This window comes from Rhizobium sp. P32RR-XVIII, assembly GCF_012641395.1.
In the GTDB taxonomy this organism is placed as follows: Bacteria; Pseudomonadota; Alphaproteobacteria; order Rhizobiales; family Rhizobiaceae; genus Rhizobium.
Window position 1 is genome coordinate 106,790 of the sequence record NZ_JABAIH010000013.1, and the last position, 23,666, is coordinate 130,455.

25 protein-coding genes and 9 pseudogenes are annotated in these 23,666 nt (G+C 58.6%); 19 read left to right on the plus strand and 15 right to left on the minus strand.

Going from position 1 to position 23,666, the window contains the following annotated elements:
- Window positions 1-132: 132 nt before the first annotated feature.
- Window positions 133-1,488, minus strand: coding sequence for a glycosyltransferase (locus tag HGP14_RS26970; RefSeq protein WP_168832934.1), 1,356 nt, complete (start codon window positions 1,486-1,488; stop codon window positions 133-135).
- A gap of 402 nt (window positions 1,489-1,890) precedes the next feature.
- On the opposite strand from HGP14_RS26970, the gene HGP14_RS26975 reads away from it, so the two are divergent.
- Window positions 1,891-2,193 carry a hypothetical protein gene (locus tag HGP14_RS26975; RefSeq protein ID WP_168832935.1) on the plus strand — a complete coding sequence of 101 codons (303 nt, stop codon included), beginning with the start codon at window positions 1,891-1,893 and terminating at the stop codon, window positions 2,191-2,193.
- Between the two features lie 35 nt (window positions 2,194-2,228).
- Here the strand turns inward: HGP14_RS26975 and HGP14_RS26980 are convergent, their stop codons facing one another.
- The 3 genes from HGP14_RS26980 to HGP14_RS26990 form a co-directional block, all read right to left on the minus strand.
- Window positions 2,229-2,957, minus strand: coding sequence for an IS6 family transposase (locus HGP14_RS26980; RefSeq protein WP_168832970.1), 729 nt, complete (start codon window positions 2,955-2,957; stop codon window positions 2,229-2,231).
- Between the two features lie 231 nt (window positions 2,958-3,188).
- Window positions 3,189-4,310, minus strand: a complete 1,122-nt coding sequence (locus HGP14_RS26985) for a branched-chain amino acid ABC transporter substrate-binding protein (protein ID WP_168832936.1) — start codon at window positions 4,308-4,310, stop codon at window positions 3,189-3,191.
- Between the two features lie 435 nt (window positions 4,311-4,745).
- Window positions 4,746-5,015 carry a hypothetical protein gene (locus HGP14_RS26990; RefSeq protein WP_168832937.1) on the minus strand — a complete coding sequence of 90 codons (270 nt, stop codon included), beginning with the start codon at window positions 5,013-5,015 and terminating at the stop codon, window positions 4,746-4,748.
- A gap of 728 nt (window positions 5,016-5,743) precedes the next feature.
- Between HGP14_RS26990 and HGP14_RS26995 the strand changes: the two genes are divergently transcribed.
- The 4 genes from HGP14_RS26995 to HGP14_RS27010 all read left to right on the plus strand — a co-directional run bounded on the left by HGP14_RS26995 (window position 5,744) and on the right by HGP14_RS27010 (window position 9,120).
- On the plus strand, window positions 5,744-6,424 hold the full coding sequence (locus tag HGP14_RS26995; RefSeq protein WP_168832938.1) for an isochorismatase family protein: 681 nt from the start codon (window positions 5,744-5,746) through the stop codon (window positions 6,422-6,424).
- An 87-nt stretch (window positions 6,425-6,511) separates the two neighbouring features.
- On the plus strand, window positions 6,512-6,781 hold the full coding sequence (locus HGP14_RS27000) for a XapX domain-containing protein (protein WP_168832939.1): 270 nt from the start codon (window positions 6,512-6,514) through the stop codon (window positions 6,779-6,781).
- A 15-nt stretch (window positions 6,782-6,796) separates the two neighbouring features.
- Window positions 6,797-8,683: an amidohydrolase gene (locus tag HGP14_RS27005; RefSeq protein WP_168832940.1), complete on the plus strand. Its 1,887-nt coding sequence runs from the start codon at window positions 6,797-6,799 to the stop codon at window positions 8,681-8,683.
- Window positions 8,684-8,694: 11 nt separating this feature from the next.
- A complete protein-coding gene (locus HGP14_RS27010) occupies window positions 8,695-9,120 on the plus strand; it encodes a DoxX family protein (RefSeq protein ID WP_168832941.1) in 426 nt (141 codons plus the stop codon).
- A gap of 325 nt (window positions 9,121-9,445) precedes the next feature.
- Here the strand turns inward: HGP14_RS27010 and HGP14_RS27020 are convergent.
- Together HGP14_RS27020 and HGP14_RS27025 are read right to left on the minus strand one after the other, a co-directional pair.
- Window positions 9,446-9,725, minus strand: a pseudogene (locus tag HGP14_RS27020) (IS5/IS1182 family transposase); the annotation flags it as partial.
- A 111-nt stretch (window positions 9,726-9,836) separates the two neighbouring features.
- A pseudogene (locus HGP14_RS27025) lies at window positions 9,837-10,020 on the minus strand (IS5/IS1182 family transposase); the annotation flags it as partial.
- 176 nt (window positions 10,021-10,196) lie between these two features.
- On the opposite strand from HGP14_RS27025, the gene HGP14_RS27030 reads away from it, so the two are divergent.
- Window positions 10,197-10,670 (plus strand): Rid family hydrolase, encoded by a 474-nt coding sequence (locus tag HGP14_RS27030; protein WP_168832943.1) that lies wholly within the window; start codon window positions 10,197-10,199, stop codon window positions 10,668-10,670.
- Window positions 10,671-10,966: 296 nt separating this feature from the next.
- On the opposite strand, the pseudogene HGP14_RS35755 reads toward HGP14_RS27030, so the two are convergent.
- Window positions 10,967-11,659 (minus strand): annotated as a pseudogene (locus HGP14_RS35755) (integrase core domain-containing protein); the annotation flags it as partial.
- Window positions 11,660-11,880: 221 nt separating this feature from the next.
- On the opposite strand from HGP14_RS35755, the pseudogene HGP14_RS27040 reads away from it, so the two are divergent.
- Window positions 11,881-12,060 (plus strand): annotated as a pseudogene (locus tag HGP14_RS27040) (transposase domain-containing protein); the annotation flags it as partial.
- Between the two features lie 173 nt (window positions 12,061-12,233).
- Here HGP14_RS27040 and HGP14_RS27045 read toward each other — a convergent pair.
- Window positions 12,234-12,692 carry a DoxX family protein gene (locus HGP14_RS27045; RefSeq protein WP_168832945.1) on the minus strand — a complete coding sequence of 153 codons (459 nt, stop codon included), beginning with the start codon at window positions 12,690-12,692 and terminating at the stop codon, window positions 12,234-12,236.
- Between the two features lie 856 nt (window positions 12,693-13,548).
- Here HGP14_RS27045 and HGP14_RS27050 point away from each other — a divergent pair.
- From HGP14_RS27050 to HGP14_RS27060, 3 genes are all read left to right on the plus strand, one after another.
- Window positions 13,549-14,253 carry an IS6 family transposase gene (locus HGP14_RS27050; protein ID WP_168832946.1) on the plus strand — a complete coding sequence of 235 codons (705 nt, stop codon included), beginning with the start codon at window positions 13,549-13,551 and terminating at the stop codon, window positions 14,251-14,253.
- 80 nt (window positions 14,254-14,333) lie between these two features.
- Complete coding sequence (locus HGP14_RS36760; RefSeq protein WP_168832947.1) at window positions 14,334-14,525, plus strand: DUF982 domain-containing protein; 192 nt, start codon at window positions 14,334-14,336, stop codon at window positions 14,523-14,525.
- A 281-nt stretch (window positions 14,526-14,806) separates the two neighbouring features.
- The gene (locus HGP14_RS27060) at window positions 14,807-15,040 is read left to right on the plus strand and encodes a DUF6894 family protein (RefSeq protein WP_168832948.1); all 234 of its coding nucleotides are present in this window, start codon (window positions 14,807-14,809) and stop codon (window positions 15,038-15,040) included.
- Between the two features lie 473 nt (window positions 15,041-15,513).
- Here HGP14_RS27060 and HGP14_RS27065 read toward each other — a convergent pair whose 3' ends face one another.
- A complete protein-coding gene (locus tag HGP14_RS27065) occupies window positions 15,514-15,957 on the minus strand; it encodes a hypothetical protein (protein ID WP_168832949.1) in 444 nt (147 codons plus the stop codon).
- 74 nt (window positions 15,958-16,031) lie between these two features.
- Between HGP14_RS27065 and HGP14_RS36765 the strand changes: the two are divergent.
- The 3 genes and pseudogenes from HGP14_RS36765 to HGP14_RS27075 all read left to right on the plus strand — a co-directional run.
- Window positions 16,032-16,196 (plus strand): annotated as a pseudogene (locus tag HGP14_RS36765) (DUF6894 family protein); the annotation flags it as partial.
- Between the two features lie 145 nt (window positions 16,197-16,341).
- Window positions 16,342-17,307, plus strand: a complete 966-nt coding sequence (locus tag HGP14_RS27070) for a magnesium and cobalt transport protein CorA (RefSeq protein ID WP_168832950.1) — start codon at window positions 16,342-16,344, stop codon at window positions 17,305-17,307.
- A 71-nt stretch (window positions 17,308-17,378) separates the two neighbouring features.
- Window positions 17,379-17,543: a hypothetical protein gene (locus HGP14_RS27075; protein WP_168832951.1), complete on the plus strand. Its 165-nt coding sequence runs from the start codon at window positions 17,379-17,381 to the stop codon at window positions 17,541-17,543.
- A gap of 328 nt (window positions 17,544-17,871) precedes the next feature.
- On the opposite strand, the gene HGP14_RS27080 is transcribed toward HGP14_RS27075, so the two are convergent.
- The 3 genes and pseudogenes from HGP14_RS27080 to HGP14_RS27090 form a co-directional block, all read right to left on the minus strand.
- On the minus strand, window positions 17,872-18,210 hold the full coding sequence (locus HGP14_RS27080) for a hypothetical protein (protein WP_168832952.1): 339 nt from the start codon (window positions 18,208-18,210) through the stop codon (window positions 17,872-17,874).
- A gap of 72 nt (window positions 18,211-18,282) precedes the next feature.
- Complete coding sequence (locus tag HGP14_RS27085) at window positions 18,283-18,474, minus strand: CsbD family protein (protein WP_168832953.1); 192 nt, start codon at window positions 18,472-18,474, stop codon at window positions 18,283-18,285.
- 76 nt (window positions 18,475-18,550) lie between these two features.
- Window positions 18,551-19,240, minus strand: a pseudogene (locus HGP14_RS27090) (YihY/virulence factor BrkB family protein); the annotation flags it as partial.
- A gap of 106 nt (window positions 19,241-19,346) precedes the next feature.
- On the opposite strand from HGP14_RS27090, the gene HGP14_RS36770 reads away from it, so the two are divergent.
- From HGP14_RS36770 to HGP14_RS35760, 5 genes and pseudogenes are all read left to right on the plus strand, one after another.
- Window positions 19,347-19,646 (plus strand): LysR family transcriptional regulator, encoded by a 300-nt coding sequence (locus tag HGP14_RS36770; RefSeq protein WP_168832954.1) that lies wholly within the window; start codon window positions 19,347-19,349, stop codon window positions 19,644-19,646.
- Between the two features lie 80 nt (window positions 19,647-19,726).
- Window positions 19,727-19,852: pseudogene (locus tag HGP14_RS27100) on the plus strand (DUF982 domain-containing protein); the annotation flags it as partial.
- 57 nt (window positions 19,853-19,909) lie between these two features.
- On the plus strand, window positions 19,910-20,080 hold the full coding sequence (locus HGP14_RS27105) for a hypothetical protein (protein WP_168832955.1): 171 nt from the start codon (window positions 19,910-19,912) through the stop codon (window positions 20,078-20,080).
- Between the two features lie 196 nt (window positions 20,081-20,276).
- Window positions 20,277-20,525 (plus strand): DUF982 domain-containing protein, encoded by a 249-nt coding sequence (locus HGP14_RS36775; RefSeq protein WP_409527108.1) that lies wholly within the window; start codon window positions 20,277-20,279, stop codon window positions 20,523-20,525.
- Window positions 20,479-20,603 (plus strand): annotated as a pseudogene (locus HGP14_RS35760) (ATP-dependent DNA ligase); the annotation flags it as partial. The gene HGP14_RS36775 and the pseudogene HGP14_RS35760, both read left to right, overlap by 47 nt.
- A gap of 186 nt (window positions 20,604-20,789) precedes the next feature.
- Here the strand turns inward: HGP14_RS35760 and HGP14_RS27115 are convergent.
- The 3 genes from HGP14_RS27115 to HGP14_RS27125 all read right to left on the minus strand — a co-directional run bounded on the left by HGP14_RS27115 (window position 20,790) and on the right by HGP14_RS27125 (window position 22,152).
- Entirely contained in the window at window positions 20,790-20,993 is a 204-nt protein-coding gene (locus HGP14_RS27115; protein ID WP_168832957.1) for a hypothetical protein, read from the minus strand.
- Between the two features lie 10 nt (window positions 20,994-21,003).
- Complete coding sequence (locus HGP14_RS27120) at window positions 21,004-21,171, minus strand: hypothetical protein (RefSeq protein ID WP_168832958.1); 168 nt, start codon at window positions 21,169-21,171, stop codon at window positions 21,004-21,006.
- 147 nt (window positions 21,172-21,318) lie between these two features.
- A complete protein-coding gene (locus HGP14_RS27125; protein WP_205927360.1) occupies window positions 21,319-22,152 on the minus strand; it encodes an AraC family transcriptional regulator in 834 nt (277 codons plus the stop codon).
- Window positions 22,153-22,347: 195 nt separating this feature from the next.
- Here HGP14_RS27125 and HGP14_RS27130 point away from each other — a divergent pair.
- A pseudogene (locus HGP14_RS27130) lies at window positions 22,348-23,536 on the plus strand (IS3 family transposase).
- Window positions 23,537-23,666 lie beyond the last annotated feature (130 nt).

The window sequence follows — 23,666 nt, forward strand, 5'->3', positions numbered from 1 at the left end:
CGCGGATCATTAATTGCGTTCTTTTTCCAAAAACTGCTTTCTGCTTCCTGCGCCAACATTGACGCAGGCTCAACTGCTTCACCGTGCCAAAAAATCCGCGACCATTGAAGAGGCAGCTTGCCGACGAGCGATCTATTGGCGACGTGCAAGCCGTGCCCGGGCTGCGATCGCAAGCTCTTCCATTCTTAAATCGCCGTCAGCAGAACGATTGGCGGCTTGGTTGACGATCCTCAGAATTTCACTTCGTGTGTCGATCTCGGCGAAGTCCTCGGCCATCAGCAGCGCGCGCGACCGATAGCACGGCTCGTCTAGCACGGTGCGAATGGCCTGCTTCAGCGCGGCTGGTGTCGGTTCATTGGTCTTGAGATCAATTCCGACGCCGGACCACGCGACACGCGCGTTCACGTCAGCCTTGTCCTCAGTCAGTCCGGCGGTGACGAGAGGAATCCCGAGACTCAGGGCCTGGTTGACGCTGCCGTAGCCGCCATTGGTGACCAGCACATCGACCTTCGGCAGCAGCCATTCGAACGGCAGATAGCTGGCAAGACGCGCGTTGCTTGGAATTGGGCCCGGTATGGCATCGGTCGGGCGACCACCGGCGGTCGCGACCACAAGCACGTCGGATTCGTCGGCGAGCGCCGCAAGCGTTGGAGCGACGAGAAGGTTGAAATCGTGGTTCGCAACCGTTCCCTGCGTCACCAGGACGACCTTGCGTGAGCCATCCAGTTCGTGAGCAAAGGGCGGCAGCGGAGCTTGATTCGGAATGAAAGGCGGGACTCCGACGAAGTTCACCGAGGTTGGAATTTTACGGGGAAACTCGAAACTCGGAACCGACAGCTGCATATAGGCATCGGCAAGCTCCACGACCGAATCGAAAAGAGCTGTCGACAGCGGCCGGACGCCGAGTTCCATGAGGCACAGATCCGCCCGTCTGGCGATGGGATGGCTGACGAGCCTGTCGTGTTCTTGGGCGATCGCCGCATATTCCTCGTGTTGCGCTTTGGTGACTGCCGGTGGCAGGCCCGCAAAATGCGGCGCATTGTCTTCGCGGCGCCAGTGCAAGATCGACGTGCCGCAAAGAACGATCGGCGGCCTTTTCGAGCGCGGCCCGAGCAGCATCGGCAGGAGGCCGAAAAACATATCGTCGCCGATGACGACATCGGCCGGAAAGTCACGCAAAACCTGCTGCAGACCCAGGTGCTGGGCAGGAATCGTATCGACGAAAACGCGTTCGAGAGCAATGCGCAGCCATTCGGGTCCGGGCGGCATGGTCTTCAACTCCGGAGCGATTGAATGGATGTCCTCCGGATCGAAGTCAGCAGCCGGCGGGAGCGGATGGAACTCAGCCGTAATGCTTTCGATGCGCTTGCGCAAGGCTGTGCCTGATAAAGTAAGAACCCGATGACCTTCGGCAATCAGGATTCGGCCGACTGCAAGCAATGGATTGAGGTGACCCGTTGCAGGCGTCGAGACAATGAGAATGTTCATGGTATTCAATCGCTCTGTTGTTGAAACGTAGCTCTTGCCCCTTCTCCGGAGTTAAGTCCGCTCCGTGGCCCGAGCAGCGACGAGAATGAGCGATCACGGTTACCGCCGAGCTTCAGAGCGGTGGTGAAAGGCTACGCTTGAAATATTGGATGCTTGCCGAGGCGATTGCGCAGCGGCTCTAGGATAACTCTTCTTTGGCGGCAGGGCAGGATAAGGAAGCCGTTCCTCTGCGATCGGCTCTTGCCGTCCGAAGGAGTGCCTGTTTCTCCGAACAGGCGAATACAGGCGCTGGATCGCTGAACTACAGCCGTAACCTGCTTTTCCAGATTCGAAACGCTCCTGTAGCCGGGCGCCAGCAATCTCTCTGCTGTCGACACTTCGACAGTTAGTGGAGAAAAGCAAATGCAAAAAAAAGGAAATTCACCGCGCGCCATCATCGCTGCCAACAGCAACGGCGTACGCGAATGGAAAGGAGAACCGTCGGATCTCGAGGCCATCCTGCCTCTCATGTTCAAACCGGAGCCACCCATCGTCGTCGACGACAGAGGAGGTTGGCTCAAGGTGGCTCTATCCCGGGCGATATCGAATATCATGGAGGGTCTTGAGCTCTCTTGTGCCGGCCTGCGTCCGGAAATCCGCCATGTGCCCGACGTCCAGCGCAGAAGAGCGCATCGCCAAACCGCAGCAAGGGTGGCGTCGTCTTAATCTGAAGAGGGTATAGTGCGGACAGGTAGCGATCGCTATGCGGCAGCCGATGAGGTGATGTCGCGCCAGGCTGTCATGGCAGCGGCACGGCATTCTCGGTGATCGGAGCCGCTCAGATGTTTGCGGTGCAGATGGAAGAGGTTAGCGACTGGACCTTGAATTGAAATGAAACGCTGGCATTGGCGGGTGGACTTGAACCGCATCATGCCCCGTTCTCGTCGTCGAATGGCCAGATGAGAATTCTCAGCGCGGTTGTTGAGGCCCTTGTGCGAACGATGCTCGACGTATGGGATCAATTCGGCTTTCGCAGCAGAGTACGAGCGGAGCTTGTCGGTCACCATGACGCGCGGCGTGACACCTTGACCTTTCAGCAGCTTGCGGATCAGCGGCAGGGACGCCGTCTTGTTTCGGCGGCTTTGCAAGAGGGCATCGAGAACATGGCCTTGGGCGTCCACGGCCCGCCAGAGCCAATATTTCTTGCCTTTGATGGAACCGACCATCTCGTCGAGATGCCATTTGTCAGCAAAGCTGCCTCGCGACCGCCGCCGAATTTGACAGGCATATTCGCGACCGAACTTGCCAGCCCACTCCGAGACGGTCTGGAATGAGACCTCAATGCCGCGCTCGGCAAGCAGGTCCTCGACATGGCGGAGGCTGCGGGGAAATCGAAAGTACAGCCAAACCGTATGCGCTATGACCTCCGCTCGAAAGCGGTGGCGTTTGTAGCGGAGAGGTGCGAGATCGGTCGGCGGACGCTTGGTCATGCCAGCAACTACCACCGTAGCCGTTAAGGCGACGCTTCCCTCGGCTGCAGAACAGCTGAACGAGCCCATTTCGCAAGGGCGAAAACGAGAACCATACTTCTCAATCACTTTTCGAAAATCGGCAGCCATCTCGATGCGGCGATCTCTGTCTAGGACAAGGAATTCACGATAGAACCAACGATGACGTAGGCCCGGCGCCCGGTCGGTGACCGGGCGCCGGTCACTCCTCTCTTAAGGCAGCATGGAATAGGTCATGGCGCCGCTCGCATCGGCCTTCCAGACGTACATGGTGTAGTCCTCGTCCTTGCGGTCGCCCTTTTCGTCGAACTCAAGCTTGCCGATCACGGTGGGAATTGGCGCACTCATGTGCTTCAAGGCATCCGCCACCTTCTGCGGATCGAGGGAATTGCTTTGCGCAAATCCTGCCTTTAGGACCTCGAGCGCCGCAAACGAATACAGCGTATAGGCTTCCGGCTCGAACCCATCGCTCCTGAACGACGCCACGATGGCCTTCGCGGCAGGATTGAGACGAGGATCCGGCGCAAAAGTCATCAAAGTGCCCGCTGCAGCCTGGCCGGCAATCTGACCGAATTCGCTCGACGTGATACCATCGCCACCGATCAGGACCGCATGCAGCCCCTGATCCGCCGCCTGCCTTACGATCAGGCCGCCTTCGGTGTAGAGACCGCCAAAGTAGATGGTTTCCACACCCGCAGCCTTCATCTTCGAGATGATCGCGGAGAAGTCCTTGTCACCGACAGTGACCCCCTCGTCCATGACCTCGGTCATGCCGCCCGCATTGACCGTCCGCTTCACCTCATTGGAAATCCCTTCACCGTAGGCGGTCTTGTCGCTCAGGATTGCGAGCTTCTTGTCCTTGAGGTTTTTCAAGATGTAGTTGCCGGCCACTGCACCCTGCTGGTCGTCACGTCCGCACACCCGGAACGTGTTCCAGAGTCCCTGCTCGGTGAACGTCGGATTGGTCGAACCGGGGGTGATCTGCAGGATGCCGTTCTCGGCATAGACCTGTGAAGCGGGGATCGATACGCCGGAATTGTAGTCGCCAATCACATATTGGACGCCATCGGAAACGAACTTGTTTGCGACGGAAATCCCCTGCTTCGGATCGGATGCATCGTCGCCGAGTTCGAGGACGATCTTGTCGCCGTTTATTCCGCCCGCCGCATTGATTTGCGCAACCGCCTTTTCCGCGCCCTTGCGGAACTGCTCGCCAACGGCAGCGTTCGGCCCGGTGAGAGGTGCTGCAACGCCGATGAGAATATCGGCATGCGCAGCGCTCGCTAAAATAAGCGACACACCCAGGGCCAGAGATATTGAAAGACTGCTATTCATAAAGAGACTCCCGTCGTTAGGCCAACGGACTGTCTGTCGCTTTTGAGAATTTCGGCCGCGTTTCCAAACGTGGAAACTACGTTGCAACTGTAATCCCGAGCGCTGGTACTCCTCGGGAAAAGCACGAAAAACAAAGTGCCGGGATTTGCTCGCAGACGAGCGAAAACCATCGACCGCATCCGAAGGCCGCCTAAACGGCACTGGCTTAGCGAAATTGCGCCCCGGCCGATTGCGGGTATGTCAGACGTTCGCGCTCGCGGCGAGCTTCAACTCATAAACGAATTTATCAGGGATTCAGCCGGCGCCCTTGGTTTAGGTGACGCCCATCCGACGACATGCCGCATTTGAACGGCCGCATCCTCGGGCGTCTCATAGGAGGCGGCTCGCCAGCCCCTGCCCGCGGCACGCAGATTCGGTGGCGCGAGCAGGTCTCGTTCAAGACCAATCATCCGGCCAATGAACGACGGTCGGATGCAGCGATGCGCCCGCAAGCGCAAACGCCTTGATAAAAAGCGTAGCCAGCCTCTGAAGCAGCGGTTCTGCTGCTTCACGGTGGACAGGCGAAGCCGGCTCGGGTGGAACATCTCGAATATCCACGCGACCGTCCATCCCGAACGTGACGATCATTCCATCGACCGTGACGATCCGGAGGTGGTGGCCTCGAGCATGGGAACGCACGGTGGGCTCGGTTTGCACGGTCGGCATGAAAATCTCCTGACTATGTCTCGGAGACAGATCTGGAACGCGGCTGTTACATTCCCGTCTTACAGACGGCAAATTCACCTACACCTGTAACCGAGGCCAAGCACAGATCCCGTGTTTCAGGGATTTGGATCGTGGTGGTAATGCTTCTGCTGGATTGGCCAAGCGAGCCGAGACAACAAACGTCCACCCGGAAGGCTCGTTTCGCGGCCTTCTCGGGTAAGTAGGGACAGTGTCGTGGCCTCGCCATTACTGTGACGCAGTGTGGCGCCGATTCCATCTATCGCTAAGCAACATCGCTCGAGTGACCACCCCGCTCTTGAAAGGCGTCGAACCGACGACCAGGCGATTTCCCTCGTGTGGCATATCGTTGATTTATGGAACTTCAGCGGCCCGTTGCCCATAATAAATAGCTATCAGTTCATTAGGAACGTTGCCCTATTCGGCCGAACAGGTCTTTCGGAGCGCGATCAGGAGTAGCGCCGATCTCAAAGGCAAGGTCGCTATCGGTACAGGTGGCGCGTCGGGGATCGTGCTCGAAACGAGCGCAAGCACAGTAACCGAGCGCGATCTATCAAAACTATAACTGCCAGCTATTAGACAGTTTTGTGCGATCTATTCAAGATTAGCTAGCTCTGAACCACCTTAGAGTTGCCGCTTGCGCGACATGCAGCGAAGTTGAGAGCGCCAACAGACACCGGAAAGAACACAAATCTCAAGGGGATTGTTTCATGGCAAACGCGCCGAAAACCAAGTCAAGTGTGCTGTCTACGGGTGGCGGGCAGGCTCTGCTTGATCCGTCCGATACGGCGATCCTGTTGCTCGACCATCAGTCGGGACTGTTTCAAACGGTTAAGGATATCGCAGTCGCGGATCTTCGGCGGAACGTCGAGATGATCGCAAGGCTGGCATCTCTGCTGAAGATTCCGGTGATTACGAGCGCATCCGAACCGAACGGCCCGAACGGCCCTCTTATGCCCGAAATCCACCGGTATGCTACGCATGCGGTCTACGTACCACGCAAAGGCGAAGTCAACGCTTGGGATAACGAAGAGTTCGTCCAGACCGTACGATCAACCGGGAAGAAGACGTTGATTATAGGGGGGGTTTGGACCAGTGTCTGCGTAATGTTCCCGGCGCTGGACGCCAAGGCGGCTGGTTTCGACGTTTACGCGGTTATCGACGCCTCCGGCGATCCGAGTGAATTGGCATCGAGAACGACGCTGGCTCGTTTCGTCCAAGGCGGCGTCATCCCAACATCGACGAATGCGCTGTTGTCGGAGATGCACCGTACGTGGAAGCGTCCCGAGGCGGCGGAACTTGCGAAGCTCTATGGCATGGCTGCGCCCAACTACGCCGCGGTCGCCGAAAGCTATCAGAAGGCGCAAGAAGTCATAAAGCAGTCGAAATAGTTACAGCGTTGGTCAAGTGCCGGCTCGCATGACATGAGAAACTTGGCATGCGGCAACCTTCAGAAAGGGTCGAGTGGAGTATCACCCATGAAAATGTACCTGCTTTCGCTCGGCGCCGGCCTGCTCGTTGGCGTTGTCTACAGCCTCTTGAACGTCCGCTCGCCAGCGCCGCCCGTGGTGGCGCTCGTTGGCCTTCTCGGCATTCTCGTCGGGGAGCAGGTCATTCCCTTTGCCAAGACCTTGATCAGTAAAGATCCGGCGGCTGTCTCCTGGCTCCACCAGATCAAGCCGCATATGTTCGGCCACCTGCCGAAGGGCAGCGCGCCCTCCGACGTCAATCCTTCCGAGAAGGTCTGATCGAGGACGAAGATTATGGAAAACGCAACTTCCGACATCATCCTTCACCACGGCCTGATCACCACGCTCGATCGTTCCAACCCGGCGGCGAGCGCCGTCGCCGTCAAGGAAGGCAAGTTCCTCGCCGTCGGCGATGACCACGAGATCATGGCGCTCGCCGGCCCGGATACGAAGATCGTCGATCTCAAGGGCAAACGCGTGCTGCCGGGGCTGATCGACAACCATACCCACGTCGTCCGCGGTGGCCTGAACTTCAACATGGAGCTCAGATGGGACGGTGTGCGCTCGCTTGCCGACGCCATGAGCATGCTGAAGCGACAGGTGGCGATCACCCCACCGCCGCAATGGGTGCGCGTGGTCGGTGGCTTCACCGAACACCAGTTCGCCGAAAAGCGCCTGCCGACCATCGAGGAGATCAACGCGATCGCCCCCGATACCCCGGTCTTCATCCTCCATCTTTATGACCGTGCCCTGCTCAATGCCGCCGCCCTGCGCGCCGTCGGCTACACCAAGGAGACCCCGGAGCCGCCCGGCGGCGAGATCACCCGCGATGCCAATGGCAATCCGACCGGCCTGCTGCTCGCAAAACCCAATGCCGGCATCCTCTATGCCACGCTCGCCAAGGGCCCGAAGCTGCCCTTCGATTACCAGGTCAACTCCACCCGCCACTTCATGCGCGAGCTGAACCGTCTCGGGGTCACTGGCGTCATCGACGCCGGCGGCGGCTTCCAGAACTATCCCGACGACTATGCCGTTATCCAGAAGCTCGCCGACGAGGGGCAGATGACGGTCCGGCTTGCCTACAACCTCTTCACCCAGAAGCCGAAGGCCGAAAAGCAGGACTTCCTCAACTGGACCGCCTCGGTGAAGTACAAGCAGGGCGACGACTATTTCCGTCACAACGGTGCCGGCGAGATGCTGGTCTTCTCCGCCGCCGATTTTGAGGACTTCCGCCAGCCGCGCCCGGACATGCCGCCGGAGATGGAAGGCGAGCTGGAAGAGGTCGTGCGCGTGCTGGCCGAAAACCGCTGGCCCTGGCGGCTGCACGCCACCTATGACGAGACGATCAGCCGCGCGCTTGACGTCTTCGAGAAGGTCAACCAGGACATCCCGCTCGAGGGCCTGAACTGGTTCTTCGATCACGCCGAGACGATCTCCGAACAGTCGATCGACCGCATCGCGGCGCTTGGCGGCGGCATCGCCGTTCAGCACCGCATGGCCTATCAGGGCGAATACTTCGTCGAGCGCTACGGCTTGGGCGCCGCCGAAGCCACCCCGCCTGTCGCCGGCATGCTGGAAAAAGGCATCAAGGTATCGGCCGGCACGGACGCCACCCGCGTCGCCTCCTACAATCCCTGGGTCTCGCTCGCCTGGATGATCACCGGCAGGACGGTTGCCGGCATGCAGATCTATCCGCGCCGCAACTGCCTCGATCGCGAGACGGCGCTGCGCATGTGGACGGAAAACGTCACCTGGTTCTCCAACGAGGAGGGCAAGAAGGGCCGCATCGAGAAAGGCCAGTTCGCCGATCTGATCGTGCCGGACAAGGACTTCTTCGCCTGTGCCGAGGAGGAAATCTCCTTCCTCACCTCTGACTTCACCATGGTCGGCGGCAGGATCGTCTACGGCGCCGGCGACTTTGCCAAGCTTGACGAGAACCCCGTTCCGCCCGCCATGCCCGACTGGTCGCCGGTCAAAACCTTCAAGGGCTATGCCGCCTGGGGCGAGCCTGAAGGTGCCGGAAAGAACTCGCTGCACCGCCGGATGATCACCTCCTGCGGCTGCGCCAACGACTGCAACGTCCACGGCCACGCCCACGCCAATGCCTGGGGCTCGAAGCTGCCGGTCGCCGACCTCAAGAGTTTCTGGGGCGCCCTCGGCTGTGCCTGCTGGGCTGTGTGAGGAGAAACGAGATGTTCGCCCTGGAAGCGAAGCTTGCAAACCTTGTCCGCCCGATCTTCGGGGCGCCCTGGATGCGCTTTGTCGCATATCTCGGCCTCTGCGCCGCCTATTTGCAGGGCGGCGTCAACAAGCTGACGGATTTTCCGGGCGCAATCGGCGAAATGAACCATTTCGGGCTTTCGCCGGCGCCGCTCTTTGCCGTGCTCGTCATCATCCTGGAGCTTGGCGCCTCGATGATGATCCTTGCAGGGGTCTTTCGCTGGCTCGGGGCCCTCGGGCTCGGGGCCTTCACGCTGCTCGCCACGTTTCTGGCGCTCCGCTTCTGGGAGCTGCCGGCAGGCATGGAGCGCTTCATGGCCGCCAATTCCTTCTTCGAGCATCTGGGTCTGGTCGGCGGATTCTTGCTCGTTGCGTGGCTCGATTTGAGGAAGCAATGACGTGAAGCTGAACCTACCGACCGCTCTGAGCTTCACCGGCGGCTATGTCGATACAGTCGGCTTTCTCGCTCTTAATGGCCTTCTCACCGCTCATGTTACGGCAATTTCGTGATGATCGGTGCAACCGTTGCCCATCACAGTTCACGCATTATCGCCAAGCTTCTGGCACTGCCATCTTCTGGATTGCCATCATCTTCGTACGCCATGTCACGCTGACGATGACGGCCGCGCCCCGACGCACGTTGCTCTGGATGCTCGTTTTGGAATTCCTGTTCCTGGCTGCAGGGGCGATCGGGATATCTCGGATCGCACCGTCGGCCATCCAGGGTGCGGACTCATAACGCAGCCAACCACAGCCGAATGGGTGCAAGCTGGACGAAGGCAGGGCAATTGGAGGCGAGGCTGTCATAGCGTGCGGCGACTCGACGACATCGCTTGATCCGATTGAAGAACCGTTCGACCCAGTTACGGGCGCGGTACGGATAAGCGCTGAAGCAGGTTGGATCGCTGCGATTGCTTTTGACGGGATGTTGGCCCATGTGCTTGTTGATCCAATCGGCGTGATAACAAGGGTCTGCGGGCAGCATTGACCCGGATTTCAGACGAGGATCCGGCGCGAAGCGCTGTTCCACGGCATCGAAGGCCGCATCTTCGGCCGCGTCGGACTTCTCGTGCACACCTACCGGTCCGCGCAGCGATTCCAACGGCTGTGTGTCGTTCAGGAGTTTGCCCGCGAGCCGATTGATGTGGGCCTCGCCGGGGCTCAGTGCCAGCCGTACGTGAAGGCCATTTGCTATCCACGAGAGCATTAATCTTGCTGATCAATCCCCGTGACCTTTCCATAGACTGTCACTTGTTCCTGATGATGTGTGCCCCATGCTGATGCACGCGGACAATTGTGGCCCGGGCCGGAATGGCCCGCCGGCGGCGGCAATAACGACCGTCTATCGACTCGATTGCGAAAGATGATTTCCTTGGCCGGAGTTGCAAGGTCATTCTCCAAAGCATCGACGTACCGAAACTTTCAGGGTCGCCACCGAGACGCGACGCCAGATTAAGAAGCCAGGAGGCTCGATATGCAAAGCAACGACGTAAACGCGGTCGCAGTGAATGGTAAAGAGGCCGCCTATTTCGGTGTGCCGTGGGAAGATGCCTACGGATACGCACAGGCAATCAAGGTTGGTGACACGATTCATGTCTCCGGCCAACTCAGCCACGATGAGAACGGGAACCTGATCGCGCCTGCTTGTCTCGATGAATCCGGCAAGCCGGCCGAGTTCTCGATGATGGAACAGCAGATGCGGGCGACCTACGCCAATGCAGGCAGGCTTTTGGCGCGCTTCGGGGCAACGCTGGACAACGTCGTTGAAGAGACGCTCTATGTCCTTGATGTCGACGCCGCATTCGCCGCCGCGGGCAAGGTGCGCAAGGAGGCCTACGGCACGGCGCGACCTCAGTGCGCCAGCAACTTGATCGGTGTGACGAGACTGGCCTTTCCCGAACAGCTCATCGAAATCACCTTCAAGGCTGTGCTGTCGGGAGCGAAGTGAAGCCGCGGTGATAAATTCCCGATGTTTGGAGCTATCTAAATCATGACACAACTGAAACCGCGAGGGCAATGCCCGACATCCTGATCGAGCCGAAGGATCGCGCCTTGGTGCTGGTCGATCAGCAAGCCGGACTTGCTTTCGGGGTGGGTGCTATAGACGATCGGCCTCCTTGTGAATGGGGACGATTTCTCACCTGCTTTGATCTTCGTCGGCGGCATGGCAATCCTCAGCATCATATCCTGGAGTAACCATGGGTCGGATCGAACGTATCGTCGGCCAGCACCGCTCCAGCTGCGGAGCCTCAACGGGTTGTCGCTGGATAGAGCCAGGTGACCGGTTGGTGATTTTGAGTTTACACTGCCATGCGGGCTATGCCAATTGTGGAGATGCGTCCAATGGAGCAGATACGCTTTTCGCTCCTCTGAGGACGGGTGGGCGCAAGCATAAGCCCATTCCTGCAGGGCGTCTGAATGAACCGTTCGGCCTTGGCGTTGGTTTCGGCGTATAGGGCTTGGTGCGGATGTGCTTGAGCCCCAGGGTCTTGCAGGCGGTGGCGAAGTTCTTGCCGTGTATCCGGAGCCATTGTCGGTCATGACCCGCGGGATGGTGACGCCCATGCTGGTGTAGAAGGCGACGGCCGCCTTGAGGAAGGCGATCGCCTTAGCCGCCTTTTCGTCCAGGGAGATGTCTGTAAAGGCGATGCGGGAGGGATCGTCGACGCAGACGTGGATATGCTCCCAGCCAATCCCACAGGACTTTCTCTAGCCGGTCCTGTCGCCGGTGATGCGGTGGCCGACACGCTCAGAGCGGCCGAGGTGTTTGATGTTGAGATGAATCAGGCCGCCCGGCTCGGCGTACTTATAGCGCGCGACCGGCTGGCGCGGGTCGATGTCGTTGCGCTTCGACAGACCAGCCTGCGTCATCACCCGGCTGAGAGTGGCAGGCGACACGCCGGTTTCGACGGCGATGCGATTGCCGGCTACGCGTTGTCCGGGAAATCTCCTTGTTCCTCAGACGTTTACATTTCAGATCATGGCTACCCGACATAGTCGGGCGGGGCAGATAGTGGCGCCTCTGTCGATCGAAACATGGTCGCCAGAATTGTGCCGCCACATTGCTACAGTCGGGTACCGACGTGACCATAATCTGTCACTATCTTGACCATTCCAGCATCGCGACGACGAACCTGAAGATGAATCGCGTTGTTCCGGCAAGGAAGTCATGTCTCTTCGACAGGTCGCGTCGTGGTGCCGATGCACCGCCTTCATGGCGACGCTGATCATGAGCGCCAAGCTCAACCATATCGATCAGCAGGCTTGGCTGGCCAATGTCCTCGCCAACACCGCCGACACCGATCAGCAGGGTGGAGCAATTGCTTCCGTGGCATTAGACCCTGAAGCCGTTGAACGATCAAGCGGCCCTGATCGGTGGCCTACACTGGAGGCTTACCTTTACCCGGGGATACCTATGGCGCACCGCAGGCACAAAGCGACATCTGTCGCCACTCTCCGGACACCTTTCGATCTCTTCGCCGAGGTAGCCCGGGCCACTATCCAGCCGCGTTCACGGAGCCTGTGTCCGTCGCGGCGGCGCGCCAGCCAGTCCCAACATTGCGTCGATTGAGTATTTTCCAGCGCCGGTGACGTACAACAGAAAAAAACCACCCATGAGGCTGATGTTCTTATAGAAGTTTATCTTGTTCATGAAGTACTCGTACTCCCCCGTCAGGGTCCAATAACGATGACCAATTAAACCGGCCACAAGGCAGAAGAGTGCGTACAACAACGCCAGTGGCCGTACACAGATGCCAAGTACCAGCCCGATGCCGCCAAAAAACTCGATCACCATTGCCAAACGCGCAAGGACGGACGGCAGGGGAGCGCCGACCGACATCATGTAGGCGACAGTCCCGGGATAGTCGGTGAGTTTGCCCCAACCGAATACGAGGAACAGAACGGCGAGAAATATACGAGCGATAAGCAGCGCTTCGTCTTTGATCCTCCCGGATCCTAAGTCAGTCATGGTGAACCTCCACATTTGTCAATGATAATGCAGTCTTTTCCGCGCATTCGTATGCATCACGCTTGTCATGTGGTCGCCTAGTGGGATGCGGGGATGCACGCGATGACCATGATCTCGAAGTCGAAAGCCCAGACTACGTCAACCGCGGGCCGTTGCCGAACGCCCCTTTGCGAATGGGCCAGGAGGCCTCATGCAGCGTCGCTGGATCGGTGTGGATCTCATAAAGAGCGCGCGGAGTCGCCGGGGAGATTGCGTTGCGCGTGGCCATATCTCTACCCCTGATTTTGCGCTAGTGAGCACATCCGTTCGTTAGCCGCCGCCATATAGATGAATTGTCTAATGTCGCCATAGCGCGGTCCAAAGCTGACGCTATTATGAATAAATAGCGGAACATCGCCAATAACTGGCACTTATGGTTTCGATAGCTCGGCGCTCGTTGCTGTGTTCGTGGTCGTAGACGCTGTCGAGATTGCTCTTCAAACCATAATGGCCGAAGCTGAAGCCCGTGCAGAGGATTATCCTGCCTGCAAGGCGGACCTAAGAGCTGAACCGCTCCGGGCATTCGAAATAATTTCCAGCGACACTAAATTTCCCGAGGCTATGCAAAACTGCTTGGTGACCTCGTCTCTAACGCGCTGGCCGGACGTGCTTTTTTTTATTGCTTCCAGAGGCGCCGCGGTTTCTGCCGTTGGCACATACCGGAGGCCAACTTCTGATCCATCTGACCGGTACGCTTTCGCCTCGCATTGGACCGTTCCCCAATAATTCAAATCATTCATAGCTTTGCGGGATCATCGGTCACGGCGGTGTTGTCACATAAACGAGGCGTCAGTGAATTGGGCATAGAGACGGTGGGATGAAGAGTTCTGCCGTCAGCTACAAGCGCCACCGTTTCCCGCAACAGATCATCTCGAATGCGGTCTGGCTGTATTTCAGGTTTCCACTGAGTTTACGCCTTGTCGAGGAAATGCTGCTGGAGCGCGGAATTGTCGTCTCGGATGAAACGATCCGGCGATGGGGTCGGAAATTCGGACCGGCCTACGCAAAACAACTTCGTCGCAGGCGACCTTCGCGCCAGGATGTCTGGCATCTGGATGAGGTGGTGATTTCCATCGCGGGCAGAAAGCACTGGCTTTGGCGTGCCGTTGATCAAGATGGCTACGTTCTCGACGAGATTGTTCAGGGCCGACGCGATACGAAGGCCGCCAAGCGATTGCTGCTCAGGCTGCTGAAGAAGCAGGGCATGCCACCCAAGCGGATCATCACCGACAAACTCCGCTCCTATAGTGCGGCCAAACGTGACCTCATGCCAACGGTCGAACACCGGTCCCATAAGGGTCTCAACAATCGAGCGGAAAATTCTCATTTGCCGCTGCGAAAACGGGAGAGGACGATGCAAGGTTTCCGATCCCCAGGAAGTCTGCAGCGCTTCATCTCGATCTTCTCCGCGCTTCGAAATCTTTTCGTCACCCCAAGTCACAAACGATCCGCACTGGCCACCCACCTTCATCGCATCCGTGCAATAGCGCACTGGAAGGCCGTCACCGGCGCGGCTGCTTGATCGCAGACTGCTTGCGACAAAGACCGCTCACCACTCGATAACGTGACAACTCCTGAATTGCAACTGAGGCCCGGTGAGCGGTGCGAGGTAATCACAGGCACACGGGCAGCCTTGACATTGCTTACAACCCGCGGTGGTCCACGTTCGGTCCGGCTTTCTTTCGTGCACAAAATGTTTGTCAAGCGGCGCTCGACGATCGTACGTCGCACGAGGCTGCACGAACCGCTTTTATTGCCGCCGCCAGAGAAGCTGGGCTATGGATGCGATACTGATCCTGCCTTCATCAGCAACTCGTAATGGCGAGCTGACCCCGCAACTCCCTCAAAGCACGCGGGGTCTCTTTTTGTCGGTACGCTAGCGGACGGGAACGTCGCTGGTGCCGATTAGTTATCGATATGGCCGCGCGGCAGCCGTCCTGTTAAACGCCAGCGATGACCGACACTTCGTCCTGGCACCGCGCGGTCATCATGGGGGGCGCGCTAACCGGACAGGAACAATGTGAAGCCTTGATTGTTCGCGAACTAGGAGGCCGCCCTCCCTCGGTTGTTGGTAGATGGCGAAGTATTACTTCCATATCCGTGCAGGCGATGAATTCGTCGAAGACGACGAAGGTATCGATCTGCCAGATCTCGCGGCAGTTCATGAAGAGGCAGTCAACTCCGCCCGCGAGGTTGTCGCCGATTTGGTCCATAGGGGAGAGCGGATACGCTCAATGCAATTCGAGATCGTTGATGAAAACGGAGATCTCATCGCGGTTTTCCCGTTCAGGTCCGTGGTACTGGATTGACTCCAGCAGATGAACCGACCGAGCCCCGCCGAGGCAGGGCTTTGTCTGTACGCTGGCGAACCGGAACGCGAAGTCTCCTCTCTTCGTTATTATGCCGGAGTGCGTGTTGGCATCCACCCCGCCAGCGCATCCAGCCTCAGTGGCGACCTGACCCCGCAACCACTCACCAGCCAGCGGGGTCTTCTTTGTTCGTACGCTACCGGACGGGAACGGTTGCCTATCTTGAGCGTTTGGATGACGGCCGCGCGGTAGTCTTCCTTACCAAAGTCGCCAGTGATGTTGGAGCCGCAGCCCTCTTCCCTGGTGCCGCGCGGTCACCTTTTCCCCCTTAACTGCTGCTCCGGCGGGGTATTTTTTGGGGAACATTGCAGAACCTGCCTTGTTTGGCGCGCCTGGGGTGCGCGGCAGTTCTTCTGTTCAACCCGGATGACACCCCTCTCCGGGTGCCGCGTGGTCAATTCCGCGCTGAATGGCTAGGGGATACAAGAGGCGCGGCAAGGGCTCGCTTTCCGTAGGAGCGGGCCCTTCGATGAGATCGGTGGGAAGGCGGCAATCATGCCCGGATAGCAATCCCGACACAACATCCAGCGAGGATTGCGCACCTCTACCGTGCCGAACACGGTTCGGAGCCGGCGAGTCGTATAATCCTTGACTGGCCGGAATGCATGGCAATCCGAGCAGACTCGACGACAGAGACAAAAGGTTTCCGCCTCGTGGCCTACGACCGCGCTCTGCAGCGCCGCGAGTATCTTTTTGCCGTCATTGATCGAGAAGCCAATTTCTCCCTCGAACAGGCGCTCCCAGCTTTTGTCGATACGAACTTCTTTCCGGCAGGTGTCGCCGAACTCGTTCTTTCCCTCAATCGTAATCGTCCATTCCACCGCCACTGTCGCCTCCTTGAACAAAGCGATGGTCATGGACCGCTCGGACTTAACAACTTGTATGCGACCCCAGAGAAGTTACCGGTCTCGCTGGCGTCTCACAGGGAGGACACGACATCGACCAGGAAGGTATCGACCTTCCGTCAATAGACGCTGCTCGAGACGAGGCGCGGAAGGCTGCGAGAGAGATGGTCGCCGAACTCGTTCTTCATTCGGAGCGTATCGACGGAATGCCCTTCGAGATCTCCGACCAGGACGGCGCCGTCTTGGCCTGAACTAGGACGGTCAATCACTTTTTCACGCGCCCGGCAGAGTGAGGTTACGGCACTCGCAACGTTTTTCCGCCAATTGCAATGGCTGCAGATGGACATTTTTCCGCAGCGGGGCCAACATCGAACCGCCGAATACCAAGGATGACCCGTGACTGTAGTAGCCGCCTACCTCTATCGCGACGGCAAGCGCGCCGCCGCCCTTTCCCCCGATGATCCCAAGCCGCCCGAAGCAGCAGATGAGTTCGCCTGGATCGGGCTTCACGATCCAACGAAGGAAGAGCTGGCGGTCCTGCAGACGGCATTCCATTTGCACGCCTTGGCGATCGAGGACGCTCTCGACATGAGGCAGGTTCCCAAGGTCGAAGTGTACGGCCACCAGATCTTCGTGATCGCGAAGACAGCCCATCTTGACGGTGACGAGATCGAGTACGGAGAGACGGCGATCTTCGTTGGCCCCAGGCACATAATCTCCGTCCGGCACGGTTCCGACCGTGGGCACAGCGAACTTCGCAGGCAACTCGAGGAGGCGCCACAGATTCTCAAGAACGGGCCGGACTACGTGCTGCATGGCATCCTCGACTTCATCGTCGACGGGTACCTGCCCGTCGTCCAGGCGATCGAGGATCACGTGCTGGCGATGGAACATGACATGCTCGATGCCTTCCTTGGGCGTCGGGAGATCAAGCGCCTTTTCAAACTGCGTCGGCAGTTGATCCGCTTCCAGCGGGTTCTTGGGCCGATGACGGAGGTCTGTGGAAAGCTGGTCCATATCGACCTTCCCTGTATCGACGCCGAAGCCCAGAACTACTTCAGGGACGTCCTTGATCACGCGCGGCGGGTCGAAGGGATGGTCGGCGGCCTCAAGGACGTCATCACGTCCGTCTTCGAGGCGAGTAATCTCCTCGAGCAGCAGCGCCAGGGCACCATCACCCGCCAGCTCGCGGCATGGGCTGCGATCGCCGCAGTCCCGACTGCGATCGCCGGGATCTACGGGATGAACTTCGACAACATGCCAGAATTGAAGACCGAGTACGGATACTTCGTCGTGCTTGCTGTCATCGCATCGTTGTGCGGCTTCCTTTACGCCCGGTTTAGGCGATCCGGCTGGCTCTGACGGCGTCGTCGAGCCATTTGCCGGGAACCTGGACTGTGCAGGATCGTTTCTTCGGCAATCAGGAGAACCTCATGGCACGATACCCCGATTCGAGGCGTTCCGGCGACATCGAGGCGACGCCGGATACTCCGACGCTAATTCCGACCAACCCGAGAGTGAAAGCGATACTCTGGTTGCTAGTCGCCGCGATGGCCGTGCTCGTGATGATCGGGATGTTTGCCTCCGATGTGCTTTGAACCTGCCAACAAAAACCACTTGAAAGAACCGCGACCCGGCGCACAGCTTGGGGATGTTCGATAGCCAAGTAGCCGGGGTGGACACCGCATTCATCGATGCCCACACCTGTAACCCGCGGATCCTGGTTCGTCAGTGGTCTCGCCCGGTCTGCAAGGATTCCCGGTCTCGCCTGGACGCTGGCTCCATGACGGCGCGGCAGTTGCGATCCACGTCCGTTGCCGAAGAGCGGTTTGTTCGAGAGCGTTTCGGCCGAACGACCGACATCGTTCCGCCTCCGACGAACCCGCAGACTCGCGCGGCTGTATCACAGCCCGGCGCACTGTGCGACTACTGGGCGGTGAAGAAGGTCAGCAGGACCTTGCCCTTCTCGCCAAGCAGGCAGACGAACCGGTCGGGCTTTCCGGTCGTTTCCTTGCGGGCGATGTACGCTTCACCCAGAATGACCGTCTTGACGGGCACGTCCTCGACCTTCGTGTCGGCCTTGCTGATCGCCAGGCTCTCCATGTCCATGACAAGATCCGTGATTTCCGGCGATCTTTCCTGAAGAGCGAGAAGGCCGGTGGATTTGCATGCATTGACTGCCGGATCCTCGGCAGCCTGGGCGCATGCGTTTCCTGAGAGAAGGCTGAGCGCGACGACCGTCGTGGCGAAAGGGATGACTTTCATGTGGCCTCCTTTTCGTGGAAGGAGCCCGCGACGAGCGCGGGCCGAGTTTGGACTGTGCTGGAGGGCTTGCAGCTACGCCTTATCGACGACCTTCTTGACAGCGTCCTTGACCTTGCCTTTGGCATCCTGGGCCTTGCCCTTGGCTTCCTGAACACTGCCCTTTGCCTGCTCTTCGTGATTGTCGGCGGCCTTGCCGACCGCCTGACGCGCCTTGCCGGCGACTTCGTTCGCCTTGCCTTTGATCTTGTCCGATGTGCTTCCCATGATCCGTCTCCTCGTTGGGCTCAAAGGAAAGCCACAGCCTTGCAGTTCGTTCCCTCGAGCGAATAGCATGTGCTGGTCAGTGCAGCCGGTCCGCGGCCTCGCCAAGGGTGTCCGCCACAAAGGCTCCGCGTGATCCCATCGGCAATGGGGCTCCGGTGGTGGTGTCCTTCGCCGTCTGGTGTTCCAACTCCGCGTTGAGCTCGCCTCCCACGAGCAGGATGACGATCGAGAGCCATGTCCAAACCAGGAAACCGATCAGCGCCCCGAGAGTGCCTTAGGACGCGTCATAGTTGGCGAAGTGCTTCAGATAGAACGAGAAGCCGAGCGACATTGCAAACCATGAAACGGTCACGAGAACGGCACCCCACGTCAGCCATCGGAACTTGGCGGGCTCCCGGTTCGAACCGAATCGGTAGGCCGCGGTCGCCGCTGCGGCCGCGATCAAAAGCAACAAAGGCCATCTCAGAAGCAGGACCATGTGCTCCTTGAATTGGGCGAGCCACAGATGAGAAAGCACCACAGGCATGACGGCGACCAGCCCGATCATCGTGGCGGCAGGAAGCATCGCTGCGAGCGTAAAGCATAGTCCGACGAGGTTCAGCGTGATCAGTCCCCGTTTTCCTTTGCCTCATACGTTCATCGCATTGAAGATCGCCAGCGTGCCGCTGTGGGTGCTCCAGAGGGCGATAGCGAGGGCCACGAAGAAAGTGATGCCAAGCGTCGAGTTGCGGCTTTCGGCGAGGCTCTTGATGCGATCGGCGGCGATCATGCATATCGGCTTCAAGAGGTTTTTCACGACGTCATCATAGCAGGTGAAGGATGGAGCATCAGGGTGCCAGAGAACTCTGGCGCGATCCCGATCGTAGAGAGAGATGCAGGTATTTATCTCCGTCGTCGAGAACGGCAGTTTCGCGGCGGCAGGAAAACACCTAAACATGTCGCCGTCTTCCGTGAGCAAATTGGTTTCGCGGATCGAAGATGGTCTTCAAACGCGTTTGCTGTTGCGCTCGGCGCGGACAACCAGTCTCACGGCCGAAGGCGAAATCTACTATCGCAGCGCCTGCAGGATTCTCGTCGACATCCGCCCTACCGAAAGTAAGTTGTCTCAGGGTCCAAACGTCACTCCAAGAGGACAGCTCAGGATTTCGGCTTCCGTTCCCTTCGCCCGCTGAGGATGCACTGAGCGAACTGATCGCGAAGGATGACGTTATAGCTGGCGCTGGTGTTGTCGAGAGCGCGCTTCTCCTCGCCATACCTCCTGGCCGTGCAGACACGTTTGCAGGCGCTGCATGGCAAGACGTCGGCGGCAGATGCAAGAGCTGCGCTCATCCGAGCAGCCGAGGAAGCTGGCATTCCGGTGATCACTGTAGTTCACTGAGGTCGTCAGGAACAAACTGCGCCATGAATGGATTGGGACCATAGAAAGGACCGCGCCATGGCGACCATTTCCCCAGACCCGAAACCTGATCCGAAGCCGGAGCCAGTTCCCGACCTCCCGCCCGATGTACCGCAGCCGCCGAACGAGGAGCCGATCCCGGATTTGCCGCCGGCTGAAGTTCCTAATCCGACCCCGATCCCTAAAGACTTTCCGCCGATGATGAAGTGAGATCACGGCCGCGTTGACGACGCGCTCGATGATTGAACGGAATTTTTGCCTGCTCAGGACTTTAGTCCCGCGCGCTGGCACCTCGACTCTGCCATCCTCGTGAGCCTGCGAGCGATCCCCTCAGGAGCAGCCTGCCTCGCCGACCATCTAGGCGCCAACGGAGGAATTCGTGAAAAACGATATCTGGGACCGCAGCGTGGAACTAGTGATCGACGGAAAAGACCAATTCCGTACCGTGAAAAACACCAGGGAAGCCGCAGAGTGCTTGATGACAAGTTGGCCAGATCAGAAAGGTCCGGCATACGCGGCGGCTCGGAAGGCATGTCTCAGTGCCCTCAACGGCGGGCCGCCCGACATTGACCCTAGTGACGCGTTCATAGCGGCTGCCAGTGAGTGTGGGCAAGAATATCGTTTTTGCGCAGCCGACCTTGATCGCCGAGATTGAGTCCGCGGGTGGACCGATGACGGCAACTTGCGTCATGCCTCACACAAGGGGTTGAGAGAGGTGCGGGACAACGCCGCGTGTTCGACATGTATGAGAAGGATCAATAACGAAAAGCCTGCCGCGGGAGAAGTGCGGCAAGCTTTTCCCAAAGCACGAGCCGCGAGTGGGAGGTGCGTTGCTTCATTGGGAGACGATACTCCGGAGGCAACCCGCGAAACAGTCGATGCCGCACCACAGAGCGTTGAACCCAAGACTATGAGGCTCCTAACGCGACGCGCCGGGCCAGTCATTGGCCGGCTCTTCGATCTCGGTCGGCTCATCTGCAGGATCGGCGTCATAAGCCCGCCGCATGTCGCGCAGTTCCTTCTCCATCGCCGCGATGACCTCCGGCGCCTCCGAGCCGGAGGTGACGTAGTGGTCGACGAGTTGCTCAAGCTTCAAACGGAGGTCGCCGGCGATGTTGTTCATGGCTGCCGCCTCAATGCGTGGCCGAGCGGTGATCGCCCTTTTCGCCCTCGCCGGGCTTGGTGACCGTTTTTGCCTTGTGGCGCTTGTCGCCGGACAGCGACCGGCCAACGTCGACGCTTTGCTTGAACCGGCCCTGTTCGTCGCGGCCCTGATCACGCAATAGTTGGGAAAACGGCACAGAGATATCTTCTCGTTGAGTGATCCGACCAGATGATCGTCACCCGATGCGAATCCTTTTGCCGACCATCCTGCGACATCCCACTCGCACTTTTGATGGAGAGGCGGATTCGGATCTAACGTCGGACAGACCTGAGGTCATCCGGCTCTAAAGTTTTCGCTGATGCCGCCAGCCTCCAGGAGTCGCCCCGTATATTTGTTTGAACACCCTGGAAAAATGCGCCTGATCCGCAAAGTCGCAGGCTGCGGCGATTTCGGCAATCGATTGATCGCCCAAAAGCATATCCAGTGAGCGTTGCGCACGGTACTCGAGCAGCCAGCGATGAGGTGTTCGTCCGGTCGCCTCCCTGAATGCCTTTATGAAATAGCTGAGTGAGAGGCCGCAATGGGCGGCAACCTCCGCAACACGAACGTCCCGTCCGGTATTAGCCGCAAGATAGGAGGTCGCGGTATTGAGCTGTCGGTTCGACAGCCCGTGCCGCCTGTTCGCCTGCACATTTATACCGCCGTAGCACGACAATACATGGGCCTGCAGCGCCAGCATCATGTGCTCTATGAATAGGGTGTCCGCTGGAACCCGTCGTACTAAAGCTGGAACCAGTGCCTGTGCCAACGACGTCACAATCGGGTCATGGAGTCCGCGCTCACAAGTCAGTGTAACAAAGCTGGTCTTCCCATGCTCGCGAGCAAAATCCTGTAGAACCGATCGCGGGATATTGAAGCGGACGTTCTCAAACGGAGAACCGTGCATACAACGCCAATCCTCAGTGAGATCAGTAATCGCAAGCGAACCCTCCGGGTGACTTCCGTCAAAAACCACTCGCCCGCCGCGCCATAAGCAGTGCCTCTCAAAATACCGAAGCTGAGTTATGATGCTATAACCATCTGCCTGGGGTACCTTGTGAACCTCGCTTGTGGGAACACTGTCGGATCGCACGTATGATATTGACATTTTCTCCGATTGCAGGGTGTTGTTCTGCATCGAAACTCCTATTTTCATATGCGACCTCAGCTGCCTGACGACATTCGTAGCGGTTGTCGATCCACAGTAGACGGGAATATATGATCGCGTGCTACCAAGCAGATCTTCTCTCCTGCCAGAACTTGTGGAGTTTGACCTGCCACGGGTAATTTCCTCCAAAATTGATTAGAGTCCGGGCCATTGAAGGACGGACGCATGAAGAAGCAGAGATTTACGGAAGAGCAAATTATTGCGGTGCTGAAGGAGCAGGAGGCTGGCGCGAAGGCGGTGGACCTGTGCCGGAAGCACGGGATTTCAGAAGCCACGTTTTATAATTGGAAAGCCAAATACGGGGGCATGGAGGTGTCCGAGGCGAAGCGGCTGAAGGCGCTTGAGGACGAGAACGCCAGGCTGAAGAAGCTGCTCGCCGAACAGATGCTTGATGCAGCCGCACTGCGCGAGCTTCTATCAAAAAAATGGTAGGGCCCGCCGCCAAGCGTGAAGCCGTCATGCACCTGAAGACCGTCATGGGTCTTTCGGAGCGGCGGGCCTGCCTGATCATATCTGCCGATCGCAAGACGGTGCGTTATCAGTCGTGTCGACCGCCGGAGGTTGAATTGCGAGCGAAGCTCCGCGAGTTGGCTAATGAGCGACGGCGCTTCGGTTACAGGCGGCTGTTCATCCTGCTTCGGCGGGAAGGAGAGCCGTCCGGCGTCAATCGCATCTATCGGCTGTATCGCGAGGAAGGGCTTTCTGTTCGCAAACGGAAAGCCAGACGGCGTGCTGTCGGCACGCGTGCGCCGATCCTGGTCGAAGCGAAGGCAAATGCCCGGTGGTCGCTGGATTTCGTGCATGACCAGTTTGCCTGCGGCAGACGCTTTCGCGTTCTCAACATCGTCGACGATGTGACGCGTGAATGCCTGGCAGCGATCGCCGATACGTCGATCTCCGGTCGCCGTGTCGCGCGAGAACTGACAACGCTGATCGAGCGGCGCGGCAAACCGGGGATGATCGTCTCTGACAACGGCACCGAACTCACGTCGAATGCCATCCTTGCCTGGTCGAAAGATCACAAGGTCGAGTGGCACTACATCGCGCCGGGAAAACCGATGCAGAACGGCTATGTCGAGAGTTTCAACGGCCGGTGCGCGACGAGCTGCTCAACGAAAGCTTGTTCTTCGGCCTCGACCATGCCCGCAGTGCCATTGCTGAGTGGGCCGAAGATTACAATAATTTCCGGCCGCACTCATCGCTCGGATACCAGACCCCGGCAGACTATGCCGGGTCCATCGCCGCAACCGGCTCCAACACTACGCAAGATGAAAGCTTCGCGTTTCCGCCGGTTGCTCACACCGCGCCATTTGGCGTATCCAAAACCATCGGGACTCTAATCGCAGCCGGATGAAACTTCAGTGGCATGTATGGACGGCCTCCGCGTGGCAAGGGCTTTTTGGCATTTCTGACGATTGGTCGGGTGCAGGCATGTATACGGCCTTTGATTGCGGCTGGTTCATGCCGCTGGCCCTGATGTAGTC